The sequence below is a fragment of the Paraburkholderia sp. GAS334 genome (assembly GCF_050436625.1).
Taxonomy (GTDB): Bacteria; Pseudomonadota; Gammaproteobacteria; order Burkholderiales; family Burkholderiaceae; genus Paraburkholderia.
Genome location: NZ_JBNDMO010000010.1, coordinates 279,114 through 303,780 on the forward strand (window position 1 = coordinate 279,114; position 24,667 = coordinate 303,780).

Below are 24,667 nucleotides of genomic sequence, written 5' to 3' on the forward strand. Positions count from 1 at the left end.
GATTAATTACTCTTGGGAATCTTGTTGAGAATCTCCTGGGCATTTGCCGGCGTGACCTGCGTCCAGGGCACCGCGTAGGACTTCGCAGTACCGTCGTCCCAGGGCATCTTCGCGCCGTATCCCGCCCAGACGTCCGAGCGCGGCTTGTAAGTCGAACCGACGACCGTACGCAGCGCGACGTCTAGCGCGCCTTGCGCCTGCGCCTGCGAGTCCTGGAAGAAGGTTGTCATTTCGCCGCGCTTGACTGCCGCGATACCGTCGACAATTCCGTCAATACCGGCGACCGGGACCTTCTTCGGATCGAGGCCCTTCGATTTCAGGGCCTGGATAGCGCCGAGCGCCATGTCATCGTTCTCCGCAATGATGCCGGTGATCTGCCCCGGATGCGCGGTCAGCCAGTTTTCGACCAGCGCCAGCGACTCGGCACGCGACCAGTTCGCCGTCTTATGCTCGAGCACCTTGACGGTCGGCGTCTTCGACAGCACGTCCTGGATGCCCTTCGAACGATCGATCTGCGCGGACTGACCGATCGGACCCTCGAGGATCACCACATTTCCCTTGCCGCCGATTGCCTTGACGATCGCCTCCGCTTCCATCTGTCCCGCGATCACGTCGTTGCTACCAACATAGGACGTGAGCTTGTCGCCGGACACCAGGGTATTCGATCCGATAACCGGAATGTGTGCCGCGGCGGCTTTCGCCACGGCGGCGGCGCCCGCCGCCTTGTCGATCGGCACGAAAATGATCGCGTCGTATTTCTGCGTGATCATCGTGTCGAACTGGTTGCTCTGGGTGAGCGCGTCGTAGTTGCCGTCGAATACCGTGAGCTGCACCGTGCCGTCCTTGACCGCGGGCTGTGCCTTAAGCGCGTTGGTCCACATCTGCATGAACTCGCCCTTGAGGCCATACACCGCCGCGCCAATACGGATGGGCTTGGCCTGCGCCACGGTACAGGTGAGGCCCATCACTGCGCAGGCCAGCACGGTTTTTTTCCACGAAATCATCGAAGTCTCCTGAATATTTGCAGATTGTTTCTTTTGGGGTTGAGGTTATTGCTTCTTGCGCGAAGCATCGAGCAGGACGGCACCGACGATGATGACGCCCTTCACAACTTGCTGGTAATACGACGACACGCCCAGCAGATTCAGTCCGTTATTGATGACACCGATCAGCAGCGCGCCAACAACGGTTCCGCCGAGCGACCCCGTGCCGCCCGAAAGGCTCGTTCCACCAATCACGACGGCCGCAATCGCATCGAGTTCATATGACATGCCGGCCTGCGGCAAAGCCGATGTCGTGCGCGCGGCGAGGATAATTCCGGCGAGACCGGCGAGCAGCCCGCCGATCACGTAGACGGAAAACATGATCTTTCCGGTCGAGATACCGCTCGTTTTGGCGCTCCTTGCGTTGCCGCCCACTGCATAAACGTAGCGGCCGTAAGTCGTATAGCGCAGGACAAACCAGAACAGCACGACGACGAGCGCGAAAACGATGATCGGCACCGGTATCCCGGCAATCGCACCCGTGCCGATGGTCAGGTATGCGTCTGGCAGGTCGGTCACCGGCATGCCATCGTTATAGATATAGGTCAGTCCCCGCGCCGCGCTCAGCATGCCGAGCGTTGCAACAAACGGAGGAATCGAGAGACGGGCAACGAGCAAGCCGTTGATTGCGCCAACCGCAGCGCCTGTGGCAAGCCCTGCCATCAGTCCGAATGCCGCGCCGTGCGGATGCGGACCGGTCACGAGACTGGCGCTGATGATGCCGGCGAGAGCGAGCGTGGACCCGACCGACAGGTCAATGCCCGCGGTGAGAACGACATAAGTCATCCCCACGGCCAGGATGCCGTTGATCGAGGTCTGCCGCAGGATGTCCGCGATGTTGCCAAGCGTCAGAAAGTACTGGTTCGCAAAAGACAGCACGATGCACAGGACGATGAGCACTGCGACGATGCCGTAGCGCCGGTAGATATCGCGCATATGGGTGGAACGGCTTTGGCTCGCCGGGGCTTTCAGGGAAGTGGTATGAGTATTCATGATGCGAGGTGCAGAAGATCTTCCTGAGTGGTGGTATGGCCGTCGATCACGGTGACCAACTGCCCCGACTTGAAAATGGCGATGCGGTCGCTGACATCCAGAATTTCCTGTGCCTCGGAAGACACCACCATGGCGGCGCCCCCTTTCGATACGAAGTCGTCGAGCAGCTTGTAGACCTCGCGCTTGGCACCTTCATCAATGCCCCGGGTCGGTTCGTCGCACAGCAGGCACGTGGGCTCGGTGGAAAGACAACGCGCGAGTACAACCTTCTGCTGGTTTCCCCCGCTCATCGACGAGACCGGAAGCGACACTGAACTCGTCTTGATCCGCATGCGATCGACCATCGTATCGACGAGGGTCTTCACCTTTCGACGGTTGATCAGAGACAGGCGCGACAGGCGTTTGTACGCGGAGAACGAGATGTTGTCCCGCACGGACGCGGACAGCACGAGGCCCGTCTCCTTGCGGTCCTCCGTTACGAGCGACAGCCCTGCCTGGATGGCCTTGCGGGGATGTCCAGCCGGCAATGCGCGGCCCTTGAGCCTGACTTCACCGCTATCGGGACGGGTCAGCCCATACATGCAGTTGAGGTATTCACTGCGGCCCGCGCCCATCAGTCCGTATATGCCAAGAATTTCTCCCTGGTGAACGGTGAGCGAGATATTGCGGAATTCCGACGCCCGCGAAAGGCCTGTCGACTCCAGTACGGGCGCGCCCACAGGCCTGCGAATCTTGCCGGCCGATTGAAGCTTGCGGCCAACGATCGTGCTCACCAGGCAGGCGCGGTCGATGTCGGCGATACGCCCGCTGTCGACATACCGTCCGTCGCGAAAGACCGTGTAGTCGTCGGCAATCTGGAATATTTCCGAGAGCCGGTGGCTCACGTAGATGATTCCGGTCCCCTGCGCCGTCAGGTTGCGGATCGCGTTGAACAGCACCTCGGTCTCGCGCTCGCCGATCGCTGAAGTCGGCTCGTCCATGATCATCACGTCGCAGTCGCGACTGAATGCCCTGGCGATCTCGACTAGCTGGATCTGCGCGAGGCTCAGCGATGACATTCGCGCCCGCGCGTCGACCGGAAAAGCAAGCCGGTCCAGCAGTTCCTGCGCCTGCCTCGCGAGCGCCGCAAATCTGACCAGCACACCCGCCCTGCGGGGCTCGCGACCGAGATACAGGTTCTCGGCGACGGTCATGCCGGGAATCGGCGAAAGCTCCTGGGTAATGATCGCGATGCGATTGTCGAGCGCTTCGGCCGGCGTCTGGAAATTGACGCTTCGCCCCTTGAAGAGGATTTCTCCAGCATCGCGCTGGGTGATGCCCATGACGACGCCGAGGAAGGTCGATTTGCCGGCGCCATTCCCGCCGCACAGCGCGTGAACACTCCCGCGCCGCAGGCTCAGACGGCCATCCTCGAGCGCCCGAACGCCATTGAATGCCTTCTGTACTCCACTGGCTTCCACAAGAAGGTCGTCCACTTTGTCTCCTAACATTTGCTCGTTGTTGAACATTTGAGCAGTTGGATGACATCGTAGATTCGCGTTTCACACCTGTCAATTACTGCGAACACGTGGTTTACCCCTAATAAAGCCCCACTACCAGATCTGCTGCAGCGTGGCGATGACAGCCGATTGCGTCCGGATCGGTCGTAGAAAAAACGCATACCTGCGGCCTTGACATTCACACGCGCACGAATGAGAATTTGATCAACTATGGACATTTGTTCAATCGTGCATTGAGCAATCCCGGATAACTGGAGTTAAATATGAAGCTGGCAATCGGATGCGATGAAGCCGCATTTGACCTGAAGGAACTGATCAAGCAACATTTGACCGGCAAGGGACTGGACGTCACCGATTTCGGAACACACGGGGCGGAACCGGTTCAATACCCGAACATCGCGTTCGCAGTGGCCGAAAAGGTTGCGCAAGGGGAGTTTGATCGTGCTGTTCTGATGTGCGGAACAGGGATTGGCATGGCAATCGCCGCTAACAAGGTGCACGGCATTCGCGCTGCGCAATGCCACGACACTTACTCGGCAGAGCGCGCGAGCAGGAGCAATGACGCGCAAATCATTACAATTGGCGCTCGCGTTGTCGGCCCTGAACTCGCGAAAGCAATTGTCGACACATGGCTTGGTGCGAGCTTCGATGGCGGTCGCTCCGTCCCGAAGGTGAACCGCATCAAGGAATATGAGGATGGCCACCTGTTACCCCGCAACAACAAGACTGCATGAACTGGCTGACCAGGTCATCAGTCAATAGCCCACCGGCTCAGCGGCAGGCCACGTTATATCCAGCCGAATGGGAATGAGACAAATCATATGACCACCGACGAACTGACTCGTCTGGCGACGCTTTACTATGTCGACGGACTGACGCAGGAAGATCTGTCGAAGCAGTTCTCGCTTTCTCGAGCCAAGATAGGCCGTCTTCTGAAGCGTGCGCAGGAAGAAGGCATCGTTGAAATTCGCGTAAGGCACCATCCACGTGATACGCGGGACCTCGAACGTGAGTTGATCGATCGGTTCGGGATCGAAAAGGCGATCGTGTCCATCAATCACAAGGACCAGGACAAGCAGCGCGAACTGCTTGCCGGCCTGGTCGCCAGTCATCTGGATCGCATTCTCGCGAATGACATGATCGTTGCCGTGGGTATCGGTCGCAATATCAACGCGATCTCGGAGCATGCGATCTCGTCAACGCAGCGCTCTCCGACCTTCGTCTGCGCCATCGGCGGGTTCTACCGGGGCGGCGAGGTCATGAATGCCGACCACATCAGCCGCCGGCTTGCTGCCCGCTTTGGCGGTGGCAGCGAGACGCTTTACGCGCCGGCGCTGGTGGGCGACCCCAACGTCCGTGAGGGTCTGCTTCACAACGACGCGGTCAAACCCACGCTTGACAAGGCACGTAGAGCACACATCGCGCTCGTTGGGGTCGGCGACATCAATGAAGATAGCAACATGGTCCGCACCGGCTGGTTTTCGCCGGACGAGATCGCGGAGCTCCGCAAGTGCGGAGCAGTCGGAGACCTGATGGGCTACCACTTCATCGATATTGCCGGCCGTCCAGTTGTCACTCCCGTTCGCGACAGGGTCATTGGTCTTAGCCTGGAAGACCTGAAGCGCATTCCGAACGTGATTGCGGTAGCCAGCGAAAATACGAAGACAACCGCCGTCCTCGGCGCTTTGCGCACAGGCGCGATCAACACGCTCGCAACAACGGAAGCCATTGCTCAATCGATTGTCAGCCTGGAAGACGCGACACGCAATCAGCCTTCGCCGCAGCATCCGGAACTGGCTACCCGGTAAAAAACCGTCTGCATAGCCCGTGTAGGTGACGCGCAAACCTGTGCAGCACACGGTCCAGGCAGACTACTTCCCGACCTGCTCGAGAACTGCGAGCTTGCCGCCGCGCATACCAACGATCTGCATCATGACGTGGGAATGATTGTGATCGTCCATCGCAAAGGTCCCGCCAAGCATAGATGGCATCTGTGTCGATCGCAGTGCCTGCCGCACCGCGACGGGATCATCCGACTTCGCGCGGCGGATCGCGTCGATCACAAGTTCCGTCGCCTCAAACGCGAAGATCGATCGCTGGGTGGGAGCGAGCCCGTATTTCTCTCGATAAGAAGCCGTGAACGCCTGCACGCCAGACCCGGAAGCCAAGGGTGTAAATACTGAAATCCCTGCGGCCCGATCGAGCCCGCCAGCCGCCACAAACTGGGGCGACAAATTCGCCATCGCCGCCATGAAATCAACGCGACCAGCTATAGGCGTCTCTCCGCCGGTTTGCTCATAAGCACGGAAAAACGCTCCGCTGGACACGCCAAGAAGCGTAACGATGCGATCAGGCTGCAGCGCCTTCAATCGCTCCAGGGAAGGAGCAAGGTCCGTGGTTCCCTTCGCAATGGTCTCGCTGGCCAACGTCTGGATACGCGCGGCCGTCGCAGCCTTTTCCATAGCCACTGCGTTGGCGCGGTTGAAGTCATTGTCATCCGCCAGGATGACAATTCGCTTGACGTCCCGGGCCTTCAGCCACTGCACCATCGCAGTCGCAACATCGCCATCGGATGGGCTGGTTTTGAAAACGTAGTCGTAACCACCGGACCCGGCAGCGTCGACGAATTCCTGGCCGGCCGAAATGTCGATCACAAACGGCACCTTCGCCGCATTCGCTACCGGCATCACGGCACGCGTGACAGGTGTCGCCAGCGCGCCCAGCAGCACAGAAACATGCTGCTGCTCAATGAGTCGCTTCGCCACCGCAGCACCTGTTGCCGGATCGGCGGCGTTATCAGCGTAGAACGCCTCGACCGGTCTGCCGAGTACGCCGCCGGACGCGTTGATGCGCTCTAATGCCAGTTCGATACCGTACTGCTCGCTCTGTCCGCGATCGGCATTTGGGCCGCTCAAGATGGTTGTGACACCGATCCGAATGGGCTCCACCGCAAGTGCCGGGCTAACAGCAATCGCAAATCCCATCGCCAGCAACGCTGACACCCATCTCATACACGACTCCTTTGCTGATCGCTTCACTAGCGATCGCAGCCAAACTACGCGTGGAAAACCCCTGTTACCGGAACGGAAGACGAACGTCGTTATGCGCGCATGTCTATCACCACCTTGCCGAAATGCCGCCCGCCCGCGAGATACTCATAGGCGGACGGAGCCTCACCGAACGGGAAGACTTTGTCGACAGCAGGTTGGATTTTGTTGACGTCGACGAAACGGACGAGCTGTTCGAGCATCGCGCGGCTACCGGCCGTAATGCCGACCAGGCGCTTTGCCCCGCCGATGAGCGCGCCGGGCTCGATCGAGACGCCACCCCCGCCGCTGACCCGGCCGATCACGACAATCGTCCCACCGGGACCGACGGACTTCAGGGAGCGCGCCAACGTGCCCTCGCCACCGACCTCGACCACGACGTCGACCCCGGCACCCTCCGTGAGCCGCAAGACTTCGTCCTGCCATTCGGGCGTAGTCCGATAGTTGATGGTCGCACTCGCGCCCAGCGAGCGTGCACGTTCAAGTTTTTCGTCTTGAGATGAGGTCACGATCGTGAAGACGCCCGCGGCCCTGGCAAGCTGTAGCGCCCAAAGCGAGACACCGCCGGTTCCCAGCAGAAGCACGCTGCCGCCAGGTTTGACTGCGCCGGCGACGAACAACGCATTCCATGCCGTCACGCCTGCGCAAGGCAACATTGCCGCTGTAATGGCGTCGAGACTGCGTGGGGCCAGCACGAAAGCCTCCTCACTGGCCACGTTCTCTTCGGCGAGTGTGCCGTCGAACTGGGCGCCGAAGGACACGGCTGTCTTGCTGGGGGAGAGCGCACCGTCGATCCATCGGGGGTAGTAGCTTGTGATGACGCGATCGCCTGCCTTGAAACGAGTGACCGCTTCCCCGACGGCGATGACTTCGCCGTATCCGTCGACGAGCGGGATGATCGGATAGCTGGGCGGGCTATAGAACTGGCCCCGCGCGAAACTGAGATCACGGTGGTTCAGTGCGGCAGCGTCAACGCGCACCCTGATTTCGCTGGCACCGGGGTCCTGGCTCTGGCGTTCGACACGTTCAAGTCCGGCAATGCCAGCGCCGGCCTGGATTTGATAAGCCTTCACCACACCGCCTCGCAGACTGCGCGGCGAAGTGCGATTGGAAAATCCCCGTTCACCATATGTCGAAGTTTTCATTGCCCATTCTTGCCGCATATGCGGCCAATCAACTGAATGAGGCTAATGTACGGTTCCACCTCTGAACTGATAATCTGTCGACCAGGCGATTCAGTTTTTAACCAGAGCAGGAAATCGCAATGCTCGATCGTATTACGGGAATGCAGGTGTTCTCCCGTGCCGCCACAGCGGGAAGCCTGTCTGCCGCCGCCAGGCAGCTCGGCCTGTCTCCGGCGATGGCGACAAAGCACCTGGATGCAATGGAGCAGCGCCTGGGCGTGCGCCTGTTTCATCGCAGCACCCGCAAGCTCACGCTCACCGAAGCGGGCCAGCAATATCTGGAAACGTGCAACCGGCTCCTCCCTGATCTGGAGGAAGCGGAGGCCCTGATCGCGTCACAGCGGATCGATGCGAGTGGGCTGCTCCGGCTGAATTCCCCCCTTTCGTTCGGTGTTCGCTACGTGGCACCACTCATCCCGGCCTTCAGCAAGCAACACCCTGGGGTCACCGTTGATCTCGGATTGAACGATCGCGTCGTCGATCTCATGGAGGAAGGCTGGGATCTGACGATCCGGGTGGGGCGCCTGAAGGACAACCGCCTCGTCTCCCGCAGGCTGGCCGAAAGCGCCATGATCGTCTGCGCTGCTCCCGGCTACTGGGCGCAGCACGGACGTCCAGCGCTCTGGCCCGATCTGTCCGCTCACAATTGCCTGAGCGTCTCTTTCTCCAGCATCTCGCGGCCCGACGAATGGCGGTTCGGCAAGGACGGCGACAGGCGCGTCGCCGTAAAGGGAACCTTGCGGACCAACAACGGCGATGCCCTCGTCGCGGCTGCCATCGCCGGCCTCGGGGTTCTCTACGAGCCCGAATTCATCGTTGCCGACGCCATCCGGAGAGGTGAACTGGAGCAGGTCACGCTCGACGTCCGCACTGCGGACCTCGGAGGCATACACCTGGTTCGCTCGCCGGATCGTGCACCACCGGCAAAGGTGCGGGTCATGACCGATTTTCTCATCGCCGCGTTCAATCCACGTTCGCCATGGACCATTCAACGAGACATCTGCGCAGACCTCGTCGAATGAACCGGTGAGCGCATCGATCTGGAGGATCTGTGCGCCGGCCTTCAGCTCTGGAAATAAAAAACCCGCGAAGCCTCGTGCTGTCGCGGGTTTTTAGACGCCGTCGGAATCTGTCGGAAGAATGCCTGGTGCCGGGGACCGGACTTGAACCGGCAAGCTGTTAAGCGGCGGATTTTAAGTCCGCTATGTTTACCAATTTCATCACCCCGGCAGCGCGGACGCGATTCTACCATTACCGGTCACCGCCCCGGCCAGACTGCAAGCCCCCAAACGCCGCCCCAGCGTACCCATAGCGTCATCGCAAGGTCACAAACCTTCCAGATAATCCGCTCGACGAAAACGTTTACAACACGGGGCGGAAAATGATTCCTACGATCAAGGATGTCGCGGCGCACGCGGGCTTCTCGATTGCAACGGTCTCGCGCGCGATCAATGCGCCGCACACCGTCAATCCCGTCACGCTCGACAAGGTGCGTCAATCCATCGACGCGCTCCACTTCCGTCCAAGCCCGCTCGGCCGCCAGCTGCGCGGCGAGCGATCACGCCTCATCGGCGTCGTCCTGCCGACGCTCGCGAATCCGGTCTTCGCCGAATGCCTGCAGGGCATCGACGAACTCGCGTCGGCGCAAGGCTACCGCCTGATGCTGATGACGACGCAATACGACGCCGACCGCGAACGCCACGCGATCGAAACGTTGCGCACGCAACGTGTCGAAGGCCTGATCCTGACCGTCGCCGACGCCGATACGCACCCCGCCCTCGACGAACTCGACCGCGACGGTTCGCTCTACGTGCTGATGCACAACGATACGGTGCGCCGTCCGTCAGTATCGGTCGACAACCGGCTCGCCGCGTTCGACGGCGTGCGCATGCTGATCGCCCACGGACACCGCCGCATCCTGATGCTTGCCGGCACGCTCGCGGCGTCGGACCGTGCGCGGCTGCGCCATGTCGGCTACACGCAGGCGATGCAGCAGGCCGGCCTTCAGCCGGCTCCCGCGCTCGAAATCGATTTCAACGCCGACGAACTGGCGCCTTCGGTGCTCGCGCATCTGACGAATGGTCCGACGCGCCCCACTGCCCTCTTCTGCAGTAACGACCTGCTCGCGATGGTCGTGATGCGCGGCCTGCGCCGCGCGCAGGTCGACATGCCGCGCGATATGTCGATTCTCGGTTTCGACGGGCTCGCGGTCGGCGAACTGCTATCGCCGCCGCTGGCAAGCATCTGCGCGCCGAATCGCGAGATCGGCTGCGCGGCCTGGCGAAGACTCACAGGCCGCATCGAAGGCACGTACGAAAGCGGTGCGTCGCTGTCGTTGACCCTGCCGCACACCTTGCGCGACGGCGCGACCATCGCCGCCATCGCAAACGCAAGCGACGTCACCCCCGCACGTGCGCTGCCGCAGGCCGGCCGATGAAATCCAGCACACAACCCACGCTTCATCCATGCGCCTTTACTTTTCCCTTGAAAGGAGACCTGTTGTGATCCGTCGTCCCTTCCTTATCGATTCACTGCTGCGCCGGTTGGCCAGCGTGGCGGGTATTACGCTGGTCGCATCGGCCGCCCTGTTCGCCGCGCCCATTGCTCACGCCGAAGAAACCGCGATCTGCTACAACTGCCCGCCCGAATGGGCCGACTGGGCGAGCCAGATCGCAGCGATCCAGCAAAAGACCGGCATTCGCGTGCCGTACGACAACAAGAACTCGGGCCAGTCGATCGCGCAATTGATGGCCGAACAGAAAAGCCCGGTCGCCGATGTCGTGTATCTGGGCGTCTCGTCGGCCTTCCAGGCGAAGGACAAGGGCGTGATCCAGCCATACAAACCGGCGCACTGGGACGACATCCCCGCGAACCTGAAGGATCCGCAGGGCTACTGGTTCACGATCCATTCGGGCACACTCGGCTTCTTCGTCAACAAGGACGCGCTCGAAGGCAAGCCGGTGCCGCGTTCGTGGGCCGATCTGCTGAAGCCTGAGTACAAGGGCATGATCGGCTACCTGGATCCGTCGAGCGCCTTCGTCGGCTATGCCGGCGCGGTCGCGGTCAACCAGGCGCTCGGCGGCACGCTCGATAACTTCGAGCCGGGCCTCGACTGGTTTCGCAAGCTGAAGGCGAACGCGCCGATCGTGCCGAAGCAGACAGCCTATGCGCGCGTACTGTCCGGCGAGATTCCAATCCTGCTGGACTATGACTTCGACGCGTATCGCGCGAAGTACAAGGATCACGCGAACGTCGAATTCGTGATCCCGAAGGAAGGCACGATCTCGGTACCGTATGTGATGAGCCTCGTAAAGGGCGCGCCGCACGACGCAAATGGCAAGAAGGTACTTGATTTCGTGCTGTCCGACGAAGGCCAGAAGCTGTGGGCGAATGCGTATCTGCGCCCGGTGCGTGCAGGCGCGATGAGCGCCGAGGCGGCTTCGAAATTCCTGCCGGCAAGCGACTACGCTCGCGCGCAGCCGGTCGACTTCGCGAAGATGGCCGAAAAGCAGCCCAGCTTCGGCGAACGCTATCTGCAGATCATGCATTAAGTGAAGGTGCGACCCGCGCGGCATAGACGCATGCACGCCCGGGTCGCATTGCATCCCTGTTCACGCGCTTCCAGAACCCGTCATGCACGACATCACTTTCCCGCTGCGCTGGCGCATCGCGCTGCTCGCGCCCGCGCTCGCGGTCTTCATCGCGTTCTGGCTGCTGCCGATCGTTGCGCTGCTGCAGGTCAGCGCCGATGGCCACGCGTTCGAAACGTACCGCATGCTCCTTATCAACGGCCGCTATATGCGCAGCCTCGGCGCGACGGTCACACTGTCCGCTGCAGTCACGCTGACCACGCTCGTGCTGTCGGTGATTTCGGGTCTGCTGCTCGCGCGTCGTGAATTCGCCGGCAAGCGCACGCTGCTTGCGCTGCTGACGTTCCCGCTTGCGTTCCCGGGCGTGGTCATCGGCTTCATGGTGATCATGCTAGCGGGACGGCAAGGTCTGATCGGCGCGCTCTCGATGAAGCTCACTGGCGACCGCTGGGTCTTTGCCTACTCGATGAGCGGGCTCTTTCTCGGCTACCTGTATTTCTCGATTCCGCGCGTGATCGTGACGGTGATGGCATCCGCGACGAAGCTCGACGCTTCGCTCGAAGAAGCCGCGCGTTCGCTCGGCGCATCGCCCTGGCAGATCATGCGCGATGTCGTTTTTCCTGCGCTGTCGCCAGGCTTGATCGCTGCGGGCGCGGTGTGTTTCGCGACCGCGATGGGCGCGTTCGGTACCGCCTTCACGCTCGCCACCGACATCGACGTGCTGCCGATGACCATCTACACCGAGTTCACGCTCAATGCGAACATGGTGACGGCGGCGGGTCTGTCGATCGTGCTCGGCGTCGTGACGTGGCTGGTGCTGGCGCTGGCGCGCAGTGCGACCGGCGCGGCTGTCGCCGCTACCGCGTGATGCAGGAGGATCGGCACGTCATGAACTCCATCACGCAGAACGCCGCTACAGACCCTACGCCCGCTCAAAGGCGCGTTTCAAAGCTTCCTTCCATGCGCACATGGCTCGCCATCGGGCAATGGCTCGTCACGCTGCTGCTGTGCGCGTTCCTGATCGTGCCCGTCGTGATGTCGATTGTCGCGGGATTGACGGTCAACTATTTTCAGGGCGTCGCGAGCGGTCTGACGCTACGCTGGCTCGCCGAAGTGTGGACGCAATATCACGCGTCGGTGTTTCTGTCGCTCGAAGTCGCTGCGGCGACGCTGGCGATCACGCTGTTGACCGGCGTCCCTGCAGGCTATGCGCTTGCGCGCAGCAAGACGCGTCTGTCGCGTGTCATCGAAGAATTTCTCGTGCTGCCCGTTGCGTTGCCAGGTCTCGCTTCCGCGCTCGCGCTGCTCGTCGTGTACGGCGGATGGACGATGTTTCGCATGAGCGTCGCGTTTATCGTCGTCGGGCATGTCGTGTTTACGCTGCCGTTCATGGTGCGCGCGGTCTCCGCCGTATGCGCGGGCTCCGATCTGCGCACGCTTGAAGAAGGCGCGGCGAGCCTTGGTGCGACGTTCTTTCAGCGCTTCATCACGATCGTATTGCCGAATGCGAAGCCTGGCATCGTCGCGGGCGCGCTCGCGGTGCTCACGCTGTCAATCGGCGAATTCAACCTCACGTGGATGCTGCATACGCCCGACACGAAAACGCTGCCCGTCGGGCTCGCTGACACGTATGCGTCGCTGCGCATCGAAATCGGCAGTGCGTACACCATCCTGTTCTTCCTGATGACGATGCCGCTTCTCATCGCCATGCAATGGCTCGGCGTCGATGCCACGGGGCAACGTCGTACGGCATCGAAACGCCGCGCACAACACCTGCCCTCCCCGCCTGCTACACCGATTCGCCCGGACGACACGCCATGAAACTCGCCTCCGTTCCCATCACGTTGAGCCGTTGCTCAAAGACGTTTCGCGATACACGCGTACTCGAACCGCTCGATCTCTCGATCGAAGCGGGTGAAACGCTCGTGCTGCTCGGGCCGTCCGGCTGCGGCAAGACCACGACGCTGCGCATGATCGCCGGCCTCGAAACGCCGGACGCCGGCGGCCGCGTCCTGTTCGGCGACGAGGACGTGACCGCGCTGCCCATCGAACGACGCCACGTCGGCATGGTGTTCCAGAGCTACGCGCTGTTTCCGAACCTGAACGTGCGCGGCAATATCGGCTACGGCCTGAAAATCCGGCGCGTCGCGGCCCGGACATTGCGCGATCGCGTCGACGAACTGCTCGCGATGATGCGTCTCACCGATCACGCCGACAAACCCATCGACCAGCTCTCAGGCGGCCAGCGCCAGCGCGTCGCACTGGCCCGCGCGCTCGCGTTGCAGCCGCGCGTCCTGCTGCTCGACGAACCGCTCACTGCTCTTGACGCGCGTCTGCGCGACGCATTGCGCAGCGAGATGAACACGCTGCTGCGCGATCTCGGCGTGACGACGGTCTACGTGACGCATGATCAGGCCGAAGCGATGGAACTCGGTGATCGCATCGTCGTGATGAGCGCGGGGCGCATCGAACAGATCGGCACGCCGCGCGACATCTACTACCGGCCCGCTAACAAGGCGGTCGCCGGGTTCGTCGGCACGATCAACCGGCTTGCAGGAGAATGGCGCGACGGCACGCTGACGACGACTGGCGGCGCCGTGCCAACCTCACGCCCGTATGACGCCGGCATGCGCGAACTGTTTTTCCGCCCCGAAGATGCGTACCTCGCCGATCCTGCGCACGCACAGCTACGCGGCACGATCGCAGGCGCGTCGTTCCTCGGCGAACGTACGCGGCTCACGATTCGCGGCGCCGCGCCGGATGCGCTCATCGTCGATGTCGCCGGACGCGTCGAACTGGCACGCGGTACGCCCGTCGGGCTGTCGATCGCGCAGGATGCGCTGATCGCTCTGCCGTGACGATGCGATACTAGTGTTCAATCGTCTGACCCAACACGCAAGGACATTTCCCATGCTCATCGCCCAGATCAGCGACCTGCACATCAAGAACCCGGGCGTGCTCGCTTACCGCCGCGTCGACACGGCGGCCGCGCTCACGCGTTGCATCGCGCGGCTCAACGCGCTGGTCCCACGCCCGGATGCGGTGCTCATGACGGGCGATCTCGTCGATCAGGGCACGGTCGGGCAGTATCGCCATCTGAAGTCGCTACTCGCCACGCTCGACATTCCCTATTACCTGATGCTCGGCAACCACGACGGGCGCGATGAAGTGCGCGAGGTGTTTCCCGAACGGGCAGAACTCTTTGAAGGCGGCGACTTCGTGCAATACGCGCTCGACGTCGGTCCGGTGCGTGTGATCGCGCTCGATTCGCTTCAACCGGGCCAGAGCGCCGGGCAGCTATGCGACGCGCGTCTCACATGGCTCGCCGCGCAACTCGACGCCGCACACGGCAAGCCGGTGATCGTCGCGCTGCATCATCCGCCGTTCGAGTGCGGCATCGGTCACATGGACCGCGTGCGCCTCGATCCGCCCGCCTCCGCGCGTCTCGCGGCGCTGATCGCGCGACATCCGAATGTCGAACGCGTGATCTGCGGCCACGTACATCGCCCGATGTTCGTGCGCTTCGGCGGCACGATTGCATCGGCTGTGCCCGCGCCCGCGCATCAGGTCGCGCTCGACCTGCGTGACGATGCGCCGTCCGCCTTCATGATGGAACCGCCCGCTTTCGCGCTGCATCGCTACGAACCGGCCACTGGCATCGTCACGCATCACGCGTACGTCGATGCCGCCGATGGTCCGTATCCGTTCTATGAGCCGGAGGGCGCGTTGATCGACTGATCGTACAGGGGAGGCCGTGCGCCCCCCGGTGCGAAAGCGCGCCCAGCAAGGTATGGCGCGCTCCGGTATGATCGGCACGCTCAGGGGCGCGGTTCTGATTCGCTGTCCGACCCGCTGCCCGACCCTGTCCGATCCGCGGAATGATGTGCTGTCTGCGCTCATACCGTTCGCCGCTGCGTACTCCCATGTCCACACCTGATCCAGGCGCCACCGCCCCGTCCCCTGCTTCGCTGCGCAGCCTGCTGTTGCTGCTCGCGACGATCGCCGGCGTCGCGGTGGCCAACATTTACTACAACCAGCCGCTGCTCGACGATTTCCGTCAATCGTTTCCGCACAGCGCGTCGTGGATCGGCGCGGTGCCGGCCGTCACGCAGCTCGGCTACGCGGTCGGGATGCTGCTGCTCGCGCCGCTCGGCGACCGTTTCGACCGGCGTCTCCTGATCCTGCTGCAGACCGCTGGCATGTGCGTCTCGCTGCTCGTGGCCGCCACCGCACCGACCCTCGTGGTGCTGATCGTCGCGAGTCTCGCGATCGGTGTGCTCGCAACGATCGCGCAGCAGGCCGTGCCGTTCGCCGCGGAACTCGCGCCGCCGTCCGCTCGTGGACACGCCGTCGGCACCGTGATGAGCGGCCTCCTGCTCGGCATCCTGCTCGCACGGACGGCCGCCGGCTTTATCGCCGAATACCTCGGTTGGCGCGCGGTGTTCTTCGCTTCGATCGTTGCGCTGCTCGGGCTCGCGGTTGTGATCGTGATGCGTCTGCCGCACAGCAAACCCACATCGACGCTTGGCTACGGCAAGCTGCTTGTGTCGATGTGGCATCTGACCGTCGAGCATCGCGGACTGCGCGAAGCATCGCTTACCGGCGCGGCCCTCTTTGCCGCGTTCAGCATCTTCTGGTCAGTGCTATCGCTGCTGCTCGCGGGGCCGCCATTTCATCTGGGACCGCAGGCGGCCGGACTCTTCGGCATCGTCGGCGCGGCGGGCGCGTTGGCCGCGCCGCTTGCCGGCAGATTCTCCGACCGGCGCGGGCCCCGCTCGATCATCTCGCTCGCGATCGGACTGGTCGCGGTATCGTTTGTGATTTTCGCCGTATCGGGTGCGAGCATCGCCGGGCTGGTTGTCGGCGTGATCGTGCTCGATGTCGGCGTGCAGGCTGCGCAGATTTCGAACCAGTCGCGCATCTACGCGTTGAAGCCGGAAGCACGCAGTCGCGTGAATACCGTCTACATGGTGTGCTATTTCATCGGCGGTGCTGCGGGGTCGGCGGTGGGCGCTGTCGCCTGGCACGCGTTCGGATGGATTGGCGTATCCGTTGCAGGGTTACTGTGCGCGGCGCTCGCGGCATGGAATCATGCGCGTGGACGTCCGGCCGCGGTGACAGCTTCCTGAAGCCGCTCCGCACATGCGAGACCGGTGATTGCCAGACGAAAATCAGGCGGGCCCGGTGCCCCGCGTCTGCGCATAGTCGTGCAGCGCGTCGATCACACGATCGAACTCGAACGACTTGTCGTAGAAGTGCCGCACGCCGTATTGCTCGCAGCGCGCGCGATAGGCAGGCAAGGCGTGGTTCGTCAGCACAGCGGCGAAGGTGGTGTAGATCAACCCTTCGCGTTGCAGATAGGCCAGCACTGGTACGCCTGAGCCGTGCTTGAGCTGCAGATCGACGATCACGGCGTCGAACTGCTCGTCGGTAAGTAGTGCGATGGCCTCGTCGGCGGTATCGGCGTACGCGGCCACCTGAAGCGTCCCAGAGGCATCGATTGCTTCGACCAGACTGCGCCGGATCAGTGCCGAATCCTCGATCAGCAGCACGCGTAGCGGCGCGTTGCGGGGTTCGTCGGAAAGGGGTTCGGTTTCGCGGCTCATTGGACTCGTTGCCATTGCGTGTCTTACTCGATCAGGCCGTTCTTGATCGCGTAATACGTCAGATCCGCGTTGTTCGCGAGATGCATTTTCTCCAGCACGCGCGCGCGATAGGTGCTGACCGTCTTGACCGAGAGATGCAGTTCTTCGGCAATATCGGTGGGGATCTGCCCTGCCGCAAGCTTGCAGAAAATCTGGAATTCCCGTTCCGACAGCTGCTCGTGCGGCTGGCCCGCGGTCGGCCTGTCGAGCTTGTTGGCGAGCGTATCGGCCACCGTCTCCGATAAATAACGATGTCCACGCGCCACCGCGCGGATCGCCCGGACAATCTCTTCGGGCTCGCAGTCCTTATTCAGATAACCGTTGGCGCCCGCGCGCAGCAGATTGATCGCGTACTGGCTCTCCGGATAGCCGGAGAGAATCAGCACGCCCTGCTCCGGGCGCACCTGCTTGATGACGCGCAGCGTATCGATGCCGTTCTTGTCGGGCATCGCGATGTCGAGCAACACCACGTCGAAGGCCTGCTCGCGGACGTGACTGATCGCTTCATCGCCGGTGGATGCTTCCGCCGCGACACACATGTCCGGCTCATCGGCGACAAACTGTCTGAATCCGCCTCGTACGATTGCGTGATCGTCCGCTATCAAGACTCGAATCATCGGTTCCCATCCGTGCTGGGGTGGCCTGTCCAGAACACCTGGTGTAGTGGCATAAAACCGCGAACGCACGTCGGAACATCACTCACGCGCGTTCACCGTCTCACACGCCCACACTCATTGCCTGCCTTCGAGCAGGTCCGCCATATCGTCCGCATGCTCTTCCTCGACGGCGAGAATTTCCTCGAATATACGGCGTGTCGTCACGTCCTTGTCGCCGATGTAATTGATGATCTCGCGATACGAATCGATGGCGATGCGCTCGGCGATCAGGTTCTCGCGGATCATGTCCGTGAGGTCCTTACCCACTTTGTACTCCGAATGCGCACGGGCGGCCAGGCCATTGGGCTCAAAATCCGGTTCGCCACCCAGCTGTACGATGCGTGCGGCGAGTGTATCGGCATGACCCTGCTCTTCGTTGGCGTGCTCGAGAAATTCGGCGGCAACGCCTTCCGAATTGATCCCTTTCGCCATGAAGTAGTGGCGCTTGTACCGCAGCACGCAGATGATTTCCGTGGCAAGCGAATCGTTCAGCAGCTTCAGCACCGTTTCGCGATCCGCCGCATAACTTTGCGTGACCGAGCCTTCGGACATATGCTGGCGCGCCTGTTCTCGGATTTTCTTTACATCCATCACAAAAGAGCCCTGCGTCGCGCTGTGCCCGCTAGAGGATTTCGACATTTAGCAACTCCTTGTATTGATCTGATGGCAACCGCGCGCGAGCCGTAAAGCCGGCTCACGCGTGTGTTATAGGCCAATGTCGCTGCTACGTTCGAAACACGCCGAGCAACAGCGTGACGACGAAGACGACCAGAAAAATATAGAACAGAATCTTGGCGATTTCGGCTGCGCCAGCCGCAATGCCGGTAAAACCGAACACGGCGGCGATGATCGCTATGACGAAAAATACGAGTGCATAGTGAAGCATGGCGATTCTCCCTGTGACTGCTGGTCCTTGTTAGAAAAGCGGGCTGTAGAACGGTCTCCTCCGGTTTAAGCCTGGACTGATTCTCATCGTAGAGATGCGCGTCGGCGTTGACACTCCGGTGCACGCCGTTTTTCGTGTGAGAATCCGCTTACACGCGATTACGGGAGCTTTACTTGCGCGCTCCTCTCCTCCGCATGCGCGTTGCAGCTGCATGGGGAGAAGGCGCGACGCGTGGCAACCGCTACACTGATGCGTCAATTCAGGAGCGACCTTGGACACAGCGGCGAGACTCAACGACTGGATACGCAACCGCAGCTGGGCGATTGCGATGACGGTAGCGATCGTCATCACGGTCGGCGGGCTGGTGATTCTCGAAACGGGACGTCAGCGCATCGCGGGCGAATACGAAACCGCGCTCGAAGCGAAAAGCGCGACCGTGCAGCTAGGCGCGCTCGCCGCGCAGCTTGCGCAGCTCACCGCCGACGAAAGCACGTTCCTGCTGACGAAGCGGGAGTTATGGTCGAGCGGCTACTGCACGACCGCCGCGCACATTCGTCAGACCTCACAGCAACTCGACACGTACTTCCGTCGCGAGGCCGATAGCGCGGAGCAGTCGAGCTTCAGCCAGATCGCGCTGCTAATCGAGGCGCGCATGGGCGCGGGCCGCGATGCGCTGCAACATGCGGCGCCCGATGCCGATCTGTCGCACTGCCCGGTCACCGCAGAAGCACGCCCGGTCGATGCGGCACTGGTCGAAAGCACCCTCGCCTTGCTGCGCGACAACGAAGAGCGCCGCGCGCAGCACGCGCTCGATGCAAGCCGCGCCGACCAGCGCATCTCGACGTTCATCGCGGGCGGCCTGTCGGCGCTGAATATCGTGCTGTTCATCCTGCTGTTCCGCAATCTGGGCATCCAGTTCGAACGGCAGGCGCGCGTCCAGCGTCAACTGGTCACGCAGCAGGAAGAACTCGACCAGCTCGTGATCGAGCGCACACGTCAGCTCGAAGCACTCGGCTGGCATTTGCAGGCCGTCAGCGAAAACGAGAAAACCCAGCTCGCGCGCGAACTGCACGACGAACTGGGTGCGATCCTCACGGCGAGCAAGATGGATGTCGCGTGGGCGAACCGCAAGCTGAAGGACAGCGAGCCTGCGATCTCCGAAAAGCTCACACGCGCGCTCGCCAATCTGGATCAGGGTATTGCGCTCAAACGCCGCATCATCGAAGACATGCGGCCGACGGTGCTGGCCAATTTCGGGCTCGTCACCGCGCTGCGCACGCTCGCCGGCGAAGCCGCGCAGCGCAACGGCTGGGTGCTCGACCAGCAGTTGCCCGATGACGATATCAAGCTCGATGAACAGATCGAGATCGCGCTCTTTCGCGTCGCGCAGGAATCGCTGACGAATGCGGCGAAATACGCGAACGCGTCGCGCGTGTCGATCGGCCTGACGGTTTTAGCGGACCAGGTGGCTTTGCATATCGCCGACAACGGCATCGGCATCACGCCGGCCGATCTGAAGCGTACGCATACGCACGGCCTGCTTGGCATGCGCCAGCGGGTCGCCGCGCGCGGTGGGCACTTCGATATCCGGCGCGGCACGGCCGGCGGCACTGACATCCGCGTCACGATGCCAACGGCCATCACGCTCACGCCTGCCGCCGACGCACCGCCGCCCGCCTCGACACCCGACGCTTCGACACCTGGCATCTCCACGTAGGACTCCGCTGACGCGAACACCGGATTGCGCCTACAGGAAAATGGCAAGCGCACCGACAGCGTCGGCCCGCCCCTTTTTTTAACATGCAATCAGACCGGATCGGCTTGCTTTATCGCCCGGTCGGACGATAGATAGCGCGCGTCGAACCACACGACGCGTTTGTCGATGCCACTTCATAAGGGGAACACTCATGACTCGACTGATCGCTTTGCTTCTGCTCGCAGGTTCCGCGATGCTGGCCACCGGCTGCAATACCGTTGCGGGCGCGGGCGAAGACATCTCCAAGGGCGGCAACGCCATTTCGAACTCAGCCGAAAAGGCCAAATGATCCCGCTGCAGGCGCACTCCTTCGGGAGCGCCCAAAGCAAAACGGCGATCCACTTTCGTGGATCGCCGTCGTCCCCTCCCCCTGCCATGCCGCCTGCGTTATTCCTGTTCCGGACACTTACAGACCTACAGACCGGTGAGACTGTCGTTCAGCTCGATTGCGGGCGTGGTCGTGTTGCCACCTTGCGCGACGAGCGTCCGCGTCGTTCCGACGACCCCATCGAGCAATCGCTGTGCCGCAGCCCGTGAACAAGTGGACAACGCAACGAAACACTCGCGATTCAATGTTTTCGCGGGCGTAGAATTTTTCTTCGACAGTTTTGCGGCACTGCACACGCCGCACCGTGTATCGTTCGTCGGCATCCCGACTTTACAAGCGACCCTGCATGTCTTACCGCCATCTGCTCGCCCCGCTCGACCTCGGCTTCACAACGCTGCGTAATCGCGTCGTGATGGGCTCCATGCATACCGGTATGGAGGATCGCTTCTGGAACTACACAAAGCTGGCCGCGTACTTTCGTGAGCGGGCAAAGGGCGGCGTCGGTCTCATCATTACCGGAGGCATCTCACCGAATCGCGAAGGCTGGCTGTTGCCGTTCGGCGGCACGCTCAACTCGGTCTTTGATCTGCACAATCACCGCAAACTGACTGAAGCAGTCCATGTGGAAGGCGGCAAGATCGCGCTGCAGATCCTGCATGCGGGGCGCTACGGTTATCAGCCGTTCGTTGTGTCGGCATCGGCCTTGAAATCGCCGATTTCGAAGTTCAAGCCACGCGCACTCACCGAAGCGGGCATTGCAGGAACGGTCCGCGCGTATGCTCGTTGCGCGCGGCTCGCGCAGCGCGCGGGCTATGACGGCATCGAGATCATGGGCAGCGAAGGCTATCTGCTCAACCAGTTCCTCTGCCCTCGCACCAACCAGCGCACGGACCGCTACGGCGGCAGCATCGAGAACCGCATGCGGTTAGCACGCGAGATCGTCGAGCGCGTGCGCGAAGCCTGTGGTGAACAGTTCATCGTGGTGTACCGGTTGTCGCTGATCGATCTGGTCGAAGGCGGCAATACGTGGGAGGAAACCGTGCAGGTCGCAGAGGCGCTCGAAGCCGCAGGCGTATCGATGTTCAATACCGGCATCGGCTGGCACGAAGCGCGTGTGCCGACCATCGTGACTTCGGTGCCGCGCGCGGCATTCGCGCCTTTGAGCGCACGTCTGAAAGCAGCGGTGCGTGTGCCGGTCATCGTGTCGAACCGGATCAATACGCCTGAAGTGGCAGAAAGTCTGCTCGCCGAAGGCGCAGGTGATCTGGTTTCGATGGCGCGGCCGCTGCTCGCCGATCCCGAATTCGTCGTGAAGACGGCCGAAGGTCGCACGCACGAAATCAACACCTGCATCGCGTGCAATCAGGGGTGCCTCGATCACACGTTCCAGAACCGGCGCGCGACATGTCTTGTGAATCCGCGCGCGGGACGCGAAACCGAACTCGTCTACCGGCCGCTCGCGGCCGCTGAGCGAGCGCGTTCGGTGGCGGTGATCGGCGCGGGTCCGTCAGGTCTGTCGGCGGCGACGGTCGCCGCTTCGCGTGGTCATCGCGTGACGCTGTTCGATGCGGGCGCAACCATCGGCGGCCAGTTCAATCTGGCCATGCGCATTCCCGGCAAGGAAGAATTCGCCGAGACAATCCGCTATTTCCAGAGCCAGCTCGAACGGCATCAGGTTGACGTGCGGCTGGATACTCGTGTCGATGCACCGTTGCTCTCGGCATCGCGCTATGACGACGTGATTCTCGCGACGGGTATCGCGCCACGTCGGCCCGCTATTCCGGGCATCGATGGCGCGAATGTGCTCTCGTACGTCGATGTATTGCGCGGCGCGCCGGTAGGCCACAGCGTCGCGGTGATCGGCGCGGGCGGTATCGGCTTCGACGTCAGTGAGTTTCTGCTGCATCGTACCGGCGAACCGCTGCCGCAGACACGCGACGCGTGGCTCGACGAATGGGGCGTCGATCTTGAGGTAAGCGGACGCGGCGGTTTGAAGCCAGTGGAAGCCACAACACCGCCGCGCGACATCTGGTTGCTGCAGCGCAAGACGGGCAAACCCGGCGCGGGTCTCGGCAAGACGTCTGGCTGGGTGCATCGCGCAACGCTGATCCGCAACGGCGTGCGGATGCTCGATGGCGTGTCGTATCTGGAGATCGGCCCGCGCGGCATCCGCATCGCGCGCAACGGCGAGGAACAGTGGCTGGAGGTCGAGACAATCGTCGTTTGCGCGGGGCAGGAATCGATGCGCGATCTGTACCCCGCTGCGCCGGCCGCCGATGGCCCGCGCTATCACGTGATCGGCGGTGCAGCGCTCGCCACCGAACTCGATGCTAAGCGCGCGATTCGAGAAGGCGCGGAACTCGCCGCGCGGCTTTAGTTTCTGGTTGTTACACATCCGCTAACGAACATCCGCCGCCGACTTCGCGCCATTGCAGCCTGCGAACCCACAGGCTGGTTCAAACAGCCGCACGCCGCCGGGAATCGAACCAGAACGACAGGCCGACGCTCGCGAGAATCACCACGGTCGCAATCACGGTCGAACGCGTTACGGGCTCGCCGAGCAGCAGCGCACCGAGCGCGACCGCGACAACCGGATTCACATACATGCAACTGCTCGCGATGATCGGGCTCGTGTGACGGATCAGATAGCCGTACGCGACGTACGCGGCCATCGTGCCGACCAGCATCAGGTACAGAAACGCGACCACCGGCAGGAAGTGCACGTCGAGCATCCGCTCACCCGACGCCCACGCGACGATCGTCGACATCGCGCCGCCGAGGCCGATCTGCAACGAAGTCGACAGAAACAGGTCGGATGGCAGTTTCAACCGGCCGGCCAGATGCGCGCCGCCCGCCCAGAAAAGCGCGCCGCACAGAATCGCGAGACTGCCGCCCGCGGAACCTGGCGTTGAGTCGCCGTGGCTGAGTATCGCGATACCGACAAGGCCAAGGCCGATCGCGAACCACTCGCCATGGCCGATCTTGCGGCCCGCTATGGCGGCAATAACCGTCGCGAACAGGGGCACCGTGGCCACCATGACGGCGGCCGTGCCGGTGCCGACGGTGCGCATCCCGAAGGCCAGCATCCCGCTCGACAGGCCGACGAGCATCGTGCCCACCAGCCCGGCATGGCGGACTTCCGCAGCGGTCGGCCGGACGGGCTGACGTCGGACCGCGAAGACAAAGAGGCCAATGCCCGCGAACAGGTTCCGGAGGCCCGACAGCAACAGCGGCGGAAACGACCCGAGCGCGACGTGCACAGCCAGGTAGGTCGAGCCCCACACGATATAGACGACGGTCAGCGCGAGCGCGATCCGTCCTTGAGGTGAATGGGGTGCGCGAAACGGGAAAGCGTCAGGAAACTGGAACGACATGCGCTCAACCCGCCCGCACCGTTGAGGGTGCCGCACGCAGACCCGGAAGAACGAGGCGTAGTGACGTGCGCCGCACGGTGGGTGCGGCCAGGTGGGCGAAACAGGACGGCATGGCAGTAGAACAACGAAAAACGTTTGCTTGCGGAAAATGAGGCGATTTCGCGCGGGTTACGCGCGCATCGGCAGCATTATGCAATACCGCAAGCCGTTCTCATTGAAAGCAATCGTAAATTATCGATACGGCAAATGAAAAGGCCGGGCTCACGTGAACCCGGCCTTTCTCACATCGATACCGCAGATACCTGCGGCTAACGCAGAACCCAGAGGTGCCAATCAGTTGGCCATCGCGCCCGAGGCTTCATGCTTCATGCCCGTCGAGCCGCTGTCCTTCTTCATCTTGCTGTGGCTCATTTTGTCTTTCGACATGGAATCCTTGGACATCGAGTCTTTCGACATGGAATCCTTGGACATCGAGTCGTGCGACATTGCGCCGTTGGACATCGCGCCGCTTGCTTCCTGCGCGAATGCCGGTGTGCCGCCAGCGAGGAACATCACTGCCAATGCCGCGATTGCTGCGATTGCGGGTTTTTTCATGGGATCACTCCGTTTTGTTATCTAACGATGAACCGGCCTGTGCCGGGTATTTCCGAAGCTTCTGCCGTCCGG

24 protein-coding genes and 1 tRNA gene are annotated in these 24,667 nt (G+C 62.2%); 13 read left to right on the forward strand and 12 right to left on the reverse strand.

Going from position 1 to position 24,667, the window contains the following annotated elements; all coding sequences use genetic code 11:
• Positions 1-2: 2 nt before the first annotated feature.
• From P3T21_RS20455 to P3T21_RS20465, 3 genes are read right to left on the reverse strand one after another with little or no spacing between them, the layout of a single operon-like run.
• The gene (locus P3T21_RS20455; RefSeq protein WP_429257763.1) at positions 3-1,004 is read right to left on the reverse strand and encodes a substrate-binding domain-containing protein; all 1,002 of its coding nucleotides are present in this window, start codon (positions 1,002-1,004) and stop codon (positions 3-5) included.
• 45 nt (positions 1,005-1,049) lie between these two features.
• Complete coding sequence (locus tag P3T21_RS20460) at positions 1,050-2,036, reverse strand: ABC transporter permease (RefSeq protein WP_429257764.1); 987 nt, start codon at positions 2,034-2,036, stop codon at positions 1,050-1,052.
• Positions 2,033-3,511, reverse strand: a complete 1,479-nt coding sequence (locus P3T21_RS20465) for a sugar ABC transporter ATP-binding protein (protein ID WP_429257765.1) — start codon at positions 3,509-3,511, stop codon at positions 2,033-2,035. The genes P3T21_RS20460 and P3T21_RS20465 overlap by 4 nt, the downstream gene beginning before the upstream one ends.
• A 287-nt stretch (positions 3,512-3,798) precedes the next feature.
• Between P3T21_RS20465 and rpiB the strand changes: the two genes are divergently transcribed.
• Together rpiB and P3T21_RS20475 are read left to right on the forward strand one after the other, a co-directional pair.
• Positions 3,799-4,269 (forward strand): ribose 5-phosphate isomerase B, encoded by a 471-nt coding sequence (rpiB, locus tag P3T21_RS20470; RefSeq protein WP_429257766.1) that lies wholly within the window; start codon positions 3,799-3,801, stop codon positions 4,267-4,269.
• Positions 4,270-4,356: 87 nt separating this feature from the next.
• Positions 4,357-5,343, forward strand: a complete 987-nt coding sequence (locus tag P3T21_RS20475; protein ID WP_429257767.1) for a sugar-binding transcriptional regulator — start codon at positions 4,357-4,359, stop codon at positions 5,341-5,343.
• Between the two features lie 63 nt (positions 5,344-5,406).
• Here the strand turns inward: P3T21_RS20475 and P3T21_RS20480 are convergent, their stop codons facing one another.
• Positions 5,407-6,546, reverse strand: coding sequence for an ABC transporter substrate-binding protein (locus tag P3T21_RS20480; protein WP_429257768.1), 1,140 nt, complete (start codon positions 6,544-6,546; stop codon positions 5,407-5,409).
• An 89-nt stretch (positions 6,547-6,635) separates the two neighbouring features.
• Entirely contained in the window at positions 6,636-7,655 is a 1,020-nt protein-coding gene (locus P3T21_RS20485; RefSeq protein WP_429257799.1) for a zinc-dependent alcohol dehydrogenase family protein, read from the reverse strand.
• A 191-nt stretch (positions 7,656-7,846) separates the two neighbouring features.
• Here P3T21_RS20485 and P3T21_RS20490 point away from each other — a divergent pair, with 191 nt between their 5' ends.
• A complete protein-coding gene (locus P3T21_RS20490; RefSeq protein ID WP_429257769.1) occupies positions 7,847-8,788 on the forward strand; it encodes a LysR family transcriptional regulator in 942 nt (313 codons plus the stop codon).
• Positions 8,789-8,911: 123 nt separating this feature from the next.
• On the opposite strand, the gene P3T21_RS20495 is transcribed toward P3T21_RS20490, so the two are convergent.
• Positions 8,912-8,996 (reverse strand) — tRNA-Leu (locus P3T21_RS20495).
• Positions 8,997-9,147: 151 nt separating this feature from the next.
• Here P3T21_RS20495 and P3T21_RS20500 point away from each other — a divergent pair.
• From P3T21_RS20500 to P3T21_RS20530, 7 genes are all read left to right on the forward strand, one after another.
• Positions 9,148-10,203 carry a LacI family DNA-binding transcriptional regulator gene (locus tag P3T21_RS20500; RefSeq protein ID WP_429257770.1) on the forward strand — a complete coding sequence of 352 codons (1,056 nt, stop codon included), beginning with the start codon at positions 9,148-9,150 and terminating at the stop codon, positions 10,201-10,203.
• A 97-nt stretch (positions 10,204-10,300) separates the two neighbouring features.
• Positions 10,301-11,317 carry an ABC transporter substrate-binding protein gene (locus tag P3T21_RS20505; RefSeq protein ID WP_429257800.1) on the forward strand — a complete coding sequence of 339 codons (1,017 nt, stop codon included), beginning with the start codon at positions 10,301-10,303 and terminating at the stop codon, positions 11,315-11,317.
• An 82-nt stretch (positions 11,318-11,399) separates the two neighbouring features.
• Complete coding sequence (locus tag P3T21_RS20510; protein ID WP_429257771.1) at positions 11,400-12,224, forward strand: ABC transporter permease; 825 nt, start codon at positions 11,400-11,402, stop codon at positions 12,222-12,224.
• Positions 12,225-12,244: 20 nt separating this feature from the next.
• On the forward strand, positions 12,245-13,177 hold the full coding sequence (locus tag P3T21_RS20515) for an ABC transporter permease (RefSeq protein WP_429257772.1): 933 nt from the start codon (positions 12,245-12,247) through the stop codon (positions 13,175-13,177).
• Entirely contained in the window at positions 13,174-14,214 is a 1,041-nt protein-coding gene (locus P3T21_RS20520) for an ABC transporter ATP-binding protein (protein ID WP_429257773.1), read from the forward strand. Before P3T21_RS20515 ends, P3T21_RS20520 begins: the two co-directional genes overlap by 4 nt.
• 52 nt (positions 14,215-14,266) lie before the next feature.
• Positions 14,267-15,094 carry a phosphodiesterase gene (locus P3T21_RS20525; protein ID WP_429257774.1) on the forward strand — a complete coding sequence of 276 codons (828 nt, stop codon included), beginning with the start codon at positions 14,267-14,269 and terminating at the stop codon, positions 15,092-15,094.
• A gap of 185 nt (positions 15,095-15,279) precedes the next feature.
• Positions 15,280-16,485 carry an MFS transporter gene (locus tag P3T21_RS20530; RefSeq protein ID WP_429257775.1) on the forward strand — a complete coding sequence of 402 codons (1,206 nt, stop codon included), beginning with the start codon at positions 15,280-15,282 and terminating at the stop codon, positions 16,483-16,485.
• Positions 16,486-16,527: 42 nt separating this feature from the next.
• Here the strand turns inward: P3T21_RS20530 and P3T21_RS20535 are convergent, their stop codons facing one another.
• The 4 genes from P3T21_RS20535 to P3T21_RS20550 all read right to left on the reverse strand — a co-directional run bounded on the left by P3T21_RS20535 (position 16,528) and on the right by P3T21_RS20550 (position 18,543).
• Entirely contained in the window at positions 16,528-16,977 is a 450-nt protein-coding gene (locus P3T21_RS20535; protein ID WP_429257776.1) for a response regulator, read from the reverse strand.
• A gap of 8 nt (positions 16,978-16,985) precedes the next feature.
• A complete protein-coding gene (locus P3T21_RS20540; RefSeq protein ID WP_429257777.1) occupies positions 16,986-17,618 on the reverse strand; it encodes a response regulator in 633 nt (210 codons plus the stop codon).
• A 114-nt stretch (positions 17,619-17,732) separates the two neighbouring features.
• Entirely contained in the window at positions 17,733-18,296 is a 564-nt protein-coding gene (locus P3T21_RS20545) for a ferritin-like domain-containing protein (RefSeq protein WP_429257778.1), read from the reverse strand.
• Positions 18,297-18,381: 85 nt separating this feature from the next.
• A complete protein-coding gene (locus tag P3T21_RS20550) occupies positions 18,382-18,543 on the reverse strand; it encodes a DUF1328 domain-containing protein (RefSeq protein WP_012400904.1) in 162 nt (53 codons plus the stop codon).
• Between the two features lie 328 nt (positions 18,544-18,871).
• On the opposite strand from P3T21_RS20550, the gene P3T21_RS20555 reads away from it, so the two are divergent.
• The 3 genes from P3T21_RS20555 (at position 18,872) to P3T21_RS20565 (ending at position 23,004) form a co-directional block, all read left to right on the forward strand.
• Complete coding sequence (locus P3T21_RS20555) at positions 18,872-20,260, forward strand: sensor histidine kinase (protein WP_429257801.1); 1,389 nt, start codon at positions 18,872-18,874, stop codon at positions 20,258-20,260.
• 190 nt (positions 20,261-20,450) lie between these two features.
• Entirely contained in the window at positions 20,451-20,588 is a 138-nt protein-coding gene (locus P3T21_RS20560; protein ID WP_429257779.1) for an entericidin A/B family lipoprotein, read from the forward strand.
• Positions 20,589-20,973: 385 nt separating this feature from the next.
• Positions 20,974-23,004, forward strand: coding sequence for an FAD-dependent oxidoreductase (locus P3T21_RS20565; RefSeq protein ID WP_429257780.1), 2,031 nt, complete (start codon positions 20,974-20,976; stop codon positions 23,002-23,004).
• 79 nt (positions 23,005-23,083) lie between these two features.
• Here P3T21_RS20565 and P3T21_RS20570 read toward each other — a convergent pair whose 3' ends face one another.
• Positions 23,084-24,001 (reverse strand): EamA family transporter, encoded by a 918-nt coding sequence (locus tag P3T21_RS20570; RefSeq protein WP_429257781.1) that lies wholly within the window; start codon positions 23,999-24,001, stop codon positions 23,084-23,086.
• A 333-nt stretch (positions 24,002-24,334) separates the two neighbouring features.
• Positions 24,335-24,595 (reverse strand): pentapeptide MXKDX repeat protein, encoded by a 261-nt coding sequence (locus P3T21_RS20575; protein ID WP_429257782.1) that lies wholly within the window; start codon positions 24,593-24,595, stop codon positions 24,335-24,337.
• Positions 24,596-24,667: the final 72 nt, after the last annotated feature.

What these genes read in the sequence shown, in the direction of transcription:
- P3T21_RS20570 (WP_429257781.1), bottom strand. Translation starts at nt 24,001, where the DNA reads ATGTCGTTCCAGTTTCCTGACGCTTTCCCGTTTCGCGCACCCCATTCA.
- P3T21_RS20455 (WP_429257763.1), bottom strand. Translation starts at nt 1,004, where the DNA reads ATGATTTCGTGGAAAAAAACCGTGCTGGCCTGCGCAGTGATGGGCCTC.
- P3T21_RS20500 (WP_429257770.1), top strand. Translation starts at nt 9,148, where the DNA reads ATGATTCCTACGATCAAGGATGTCGCGGCGCACGCGGGCTTCTCGATT.
- P3T21_RS20555 (WP_429257801.1), top strand. Translation starts at nt 18,872, where the DNA reads ATGACGGTAGCGATCGTCATCACGGTCGGCGGGCTGGTGATTCTCGAA.
- P3T21_RS20550 (WP_012400904.1), bottom strand. Translation starts at nt 18,543, where the DNA reads ATGCTTCACTATGCACTCGTATTTTTCGTCATAGCGATCATCGCCGCC.
- P3T21_RS20560 (WP_429257779.1), top strand. Translation starts at nt 20,451, where the DNA reads ATGACTCGACTGATCGCTTTGCTTCTGCTCGCAGGTTCCGCGATGCTG.
- P3T21_RS20545 (WP_429257778.1), bottom strand. Translation starts at nt 18,296, where the DNA reads ATGTCGAAATCCTCTAGCGGGCACAGCGCGACGCAGGGCTCTTTTGTG.
- P3T21_RS20530 (WP_429257775.1), top strand. Translation starts at nt 15,280, where the DNA reads ATGTCCACACCTGATCCAGGCGCCACCGCCCCGTCCCCTGCTTCGCTG.
- P3T21_RS20460 (WP_429257764.1), bottom strand. Translation starts at nt 2,036, where the DNA reads ATGAATACTCATACCACTTCCCTGAAAGCCCCGGCGAGCCAAAGCCGT.
- P3T21_RS20535 (WP_429257776.1), bottom strand. Translation starts at nt 16,977, where the DNA reads ATGGCAACGAGTCCAATGAGCCGCGAAACCGAACCCCTTTCCGACGAA.
- rpiB (WP_429257766.1), top strand. Translation starts at nt 3,799, where the DNA reads ATGAAGCTGGCAATCGGATGCGATGAAGCCGCATTTGACCTGAAGGAA.
- P3T21_RS20480 (WP_429257768.1), bottom strand. Translation starts at nt 6,546, where the DNA reads ATGAGATGGGTGTCAGCGTTGCTGGCGATGGGATTTGCGATTGCTGTT.
- P3T21_RS20575 (WP_429257782.1), bottom strand. Translation starts at nt 24,595, where the DNA reads ATGAAAAAACCCGCAATCGCAGCAATCGCGGCATTGGCAGTGATGTTC.
- P3T21_RS20520 (WP_429257773.1), top strand. Translation starts at nt 13,174, where the DNA reads ATGAAACTCGCCTCCGTTCCCATCACGTTGAGCCGTTGCTCAAAGACG.
- P3T21_RS20515 (WP_429257772.1), top strand. Translation starts at nt 12,245, where the DNA reads ATGAACTCCATCACGCAGAACGCCGCTACAGACCCTACGCCCGCTCAA.
- P3T21_RS20565 (WP_429257780.1), top strand. Translation starts at nt 20,974, where the DNA reads ATGTCTTACCGCCATCTGCTCGCCCCGCTCGACCTCGGCTTCACAACG.
- P3T21_RS20525 (WP_429257774.1), top strand. Translation starts at nt 14,267, where the DNA reads ATGCTCATCGCCCAGATCAGCGACCTGCACATCAAGAACCCGGGCGTG.
- P3T21_RS20510 (WP_429257771.1), top strand. Translation starts at nt 11,400, where the DNA reads ATGCACGACATCACTTTCCCGCTGCGCTGGCGCATCGCGCTGCTCGCG.
- P3T21_RS20490 (WP_429257769.1), top strand. Translation starts at nt 7,847, where the DNA reads ATGCTCGATCGTATTACGGGAATGCAGGTGTTCTCCCGTGCCGCCACA.
- P3T21_RS20475 (WP_429257767.1), top strand. Translation starts at nt 4,357, where the DNA reads ATGACCACCGACGAACTGACTCGTCTGGCGACGCTTTACTATGTCGAC.
- P3T21_RS20540 (WP_429257777.1), bottom strand. Translation starts at nt 17,618, where the DNA reads ATGATTCGAGTCTTGATAGCGGACGATCACGCAATCGTACGAGGCGGA.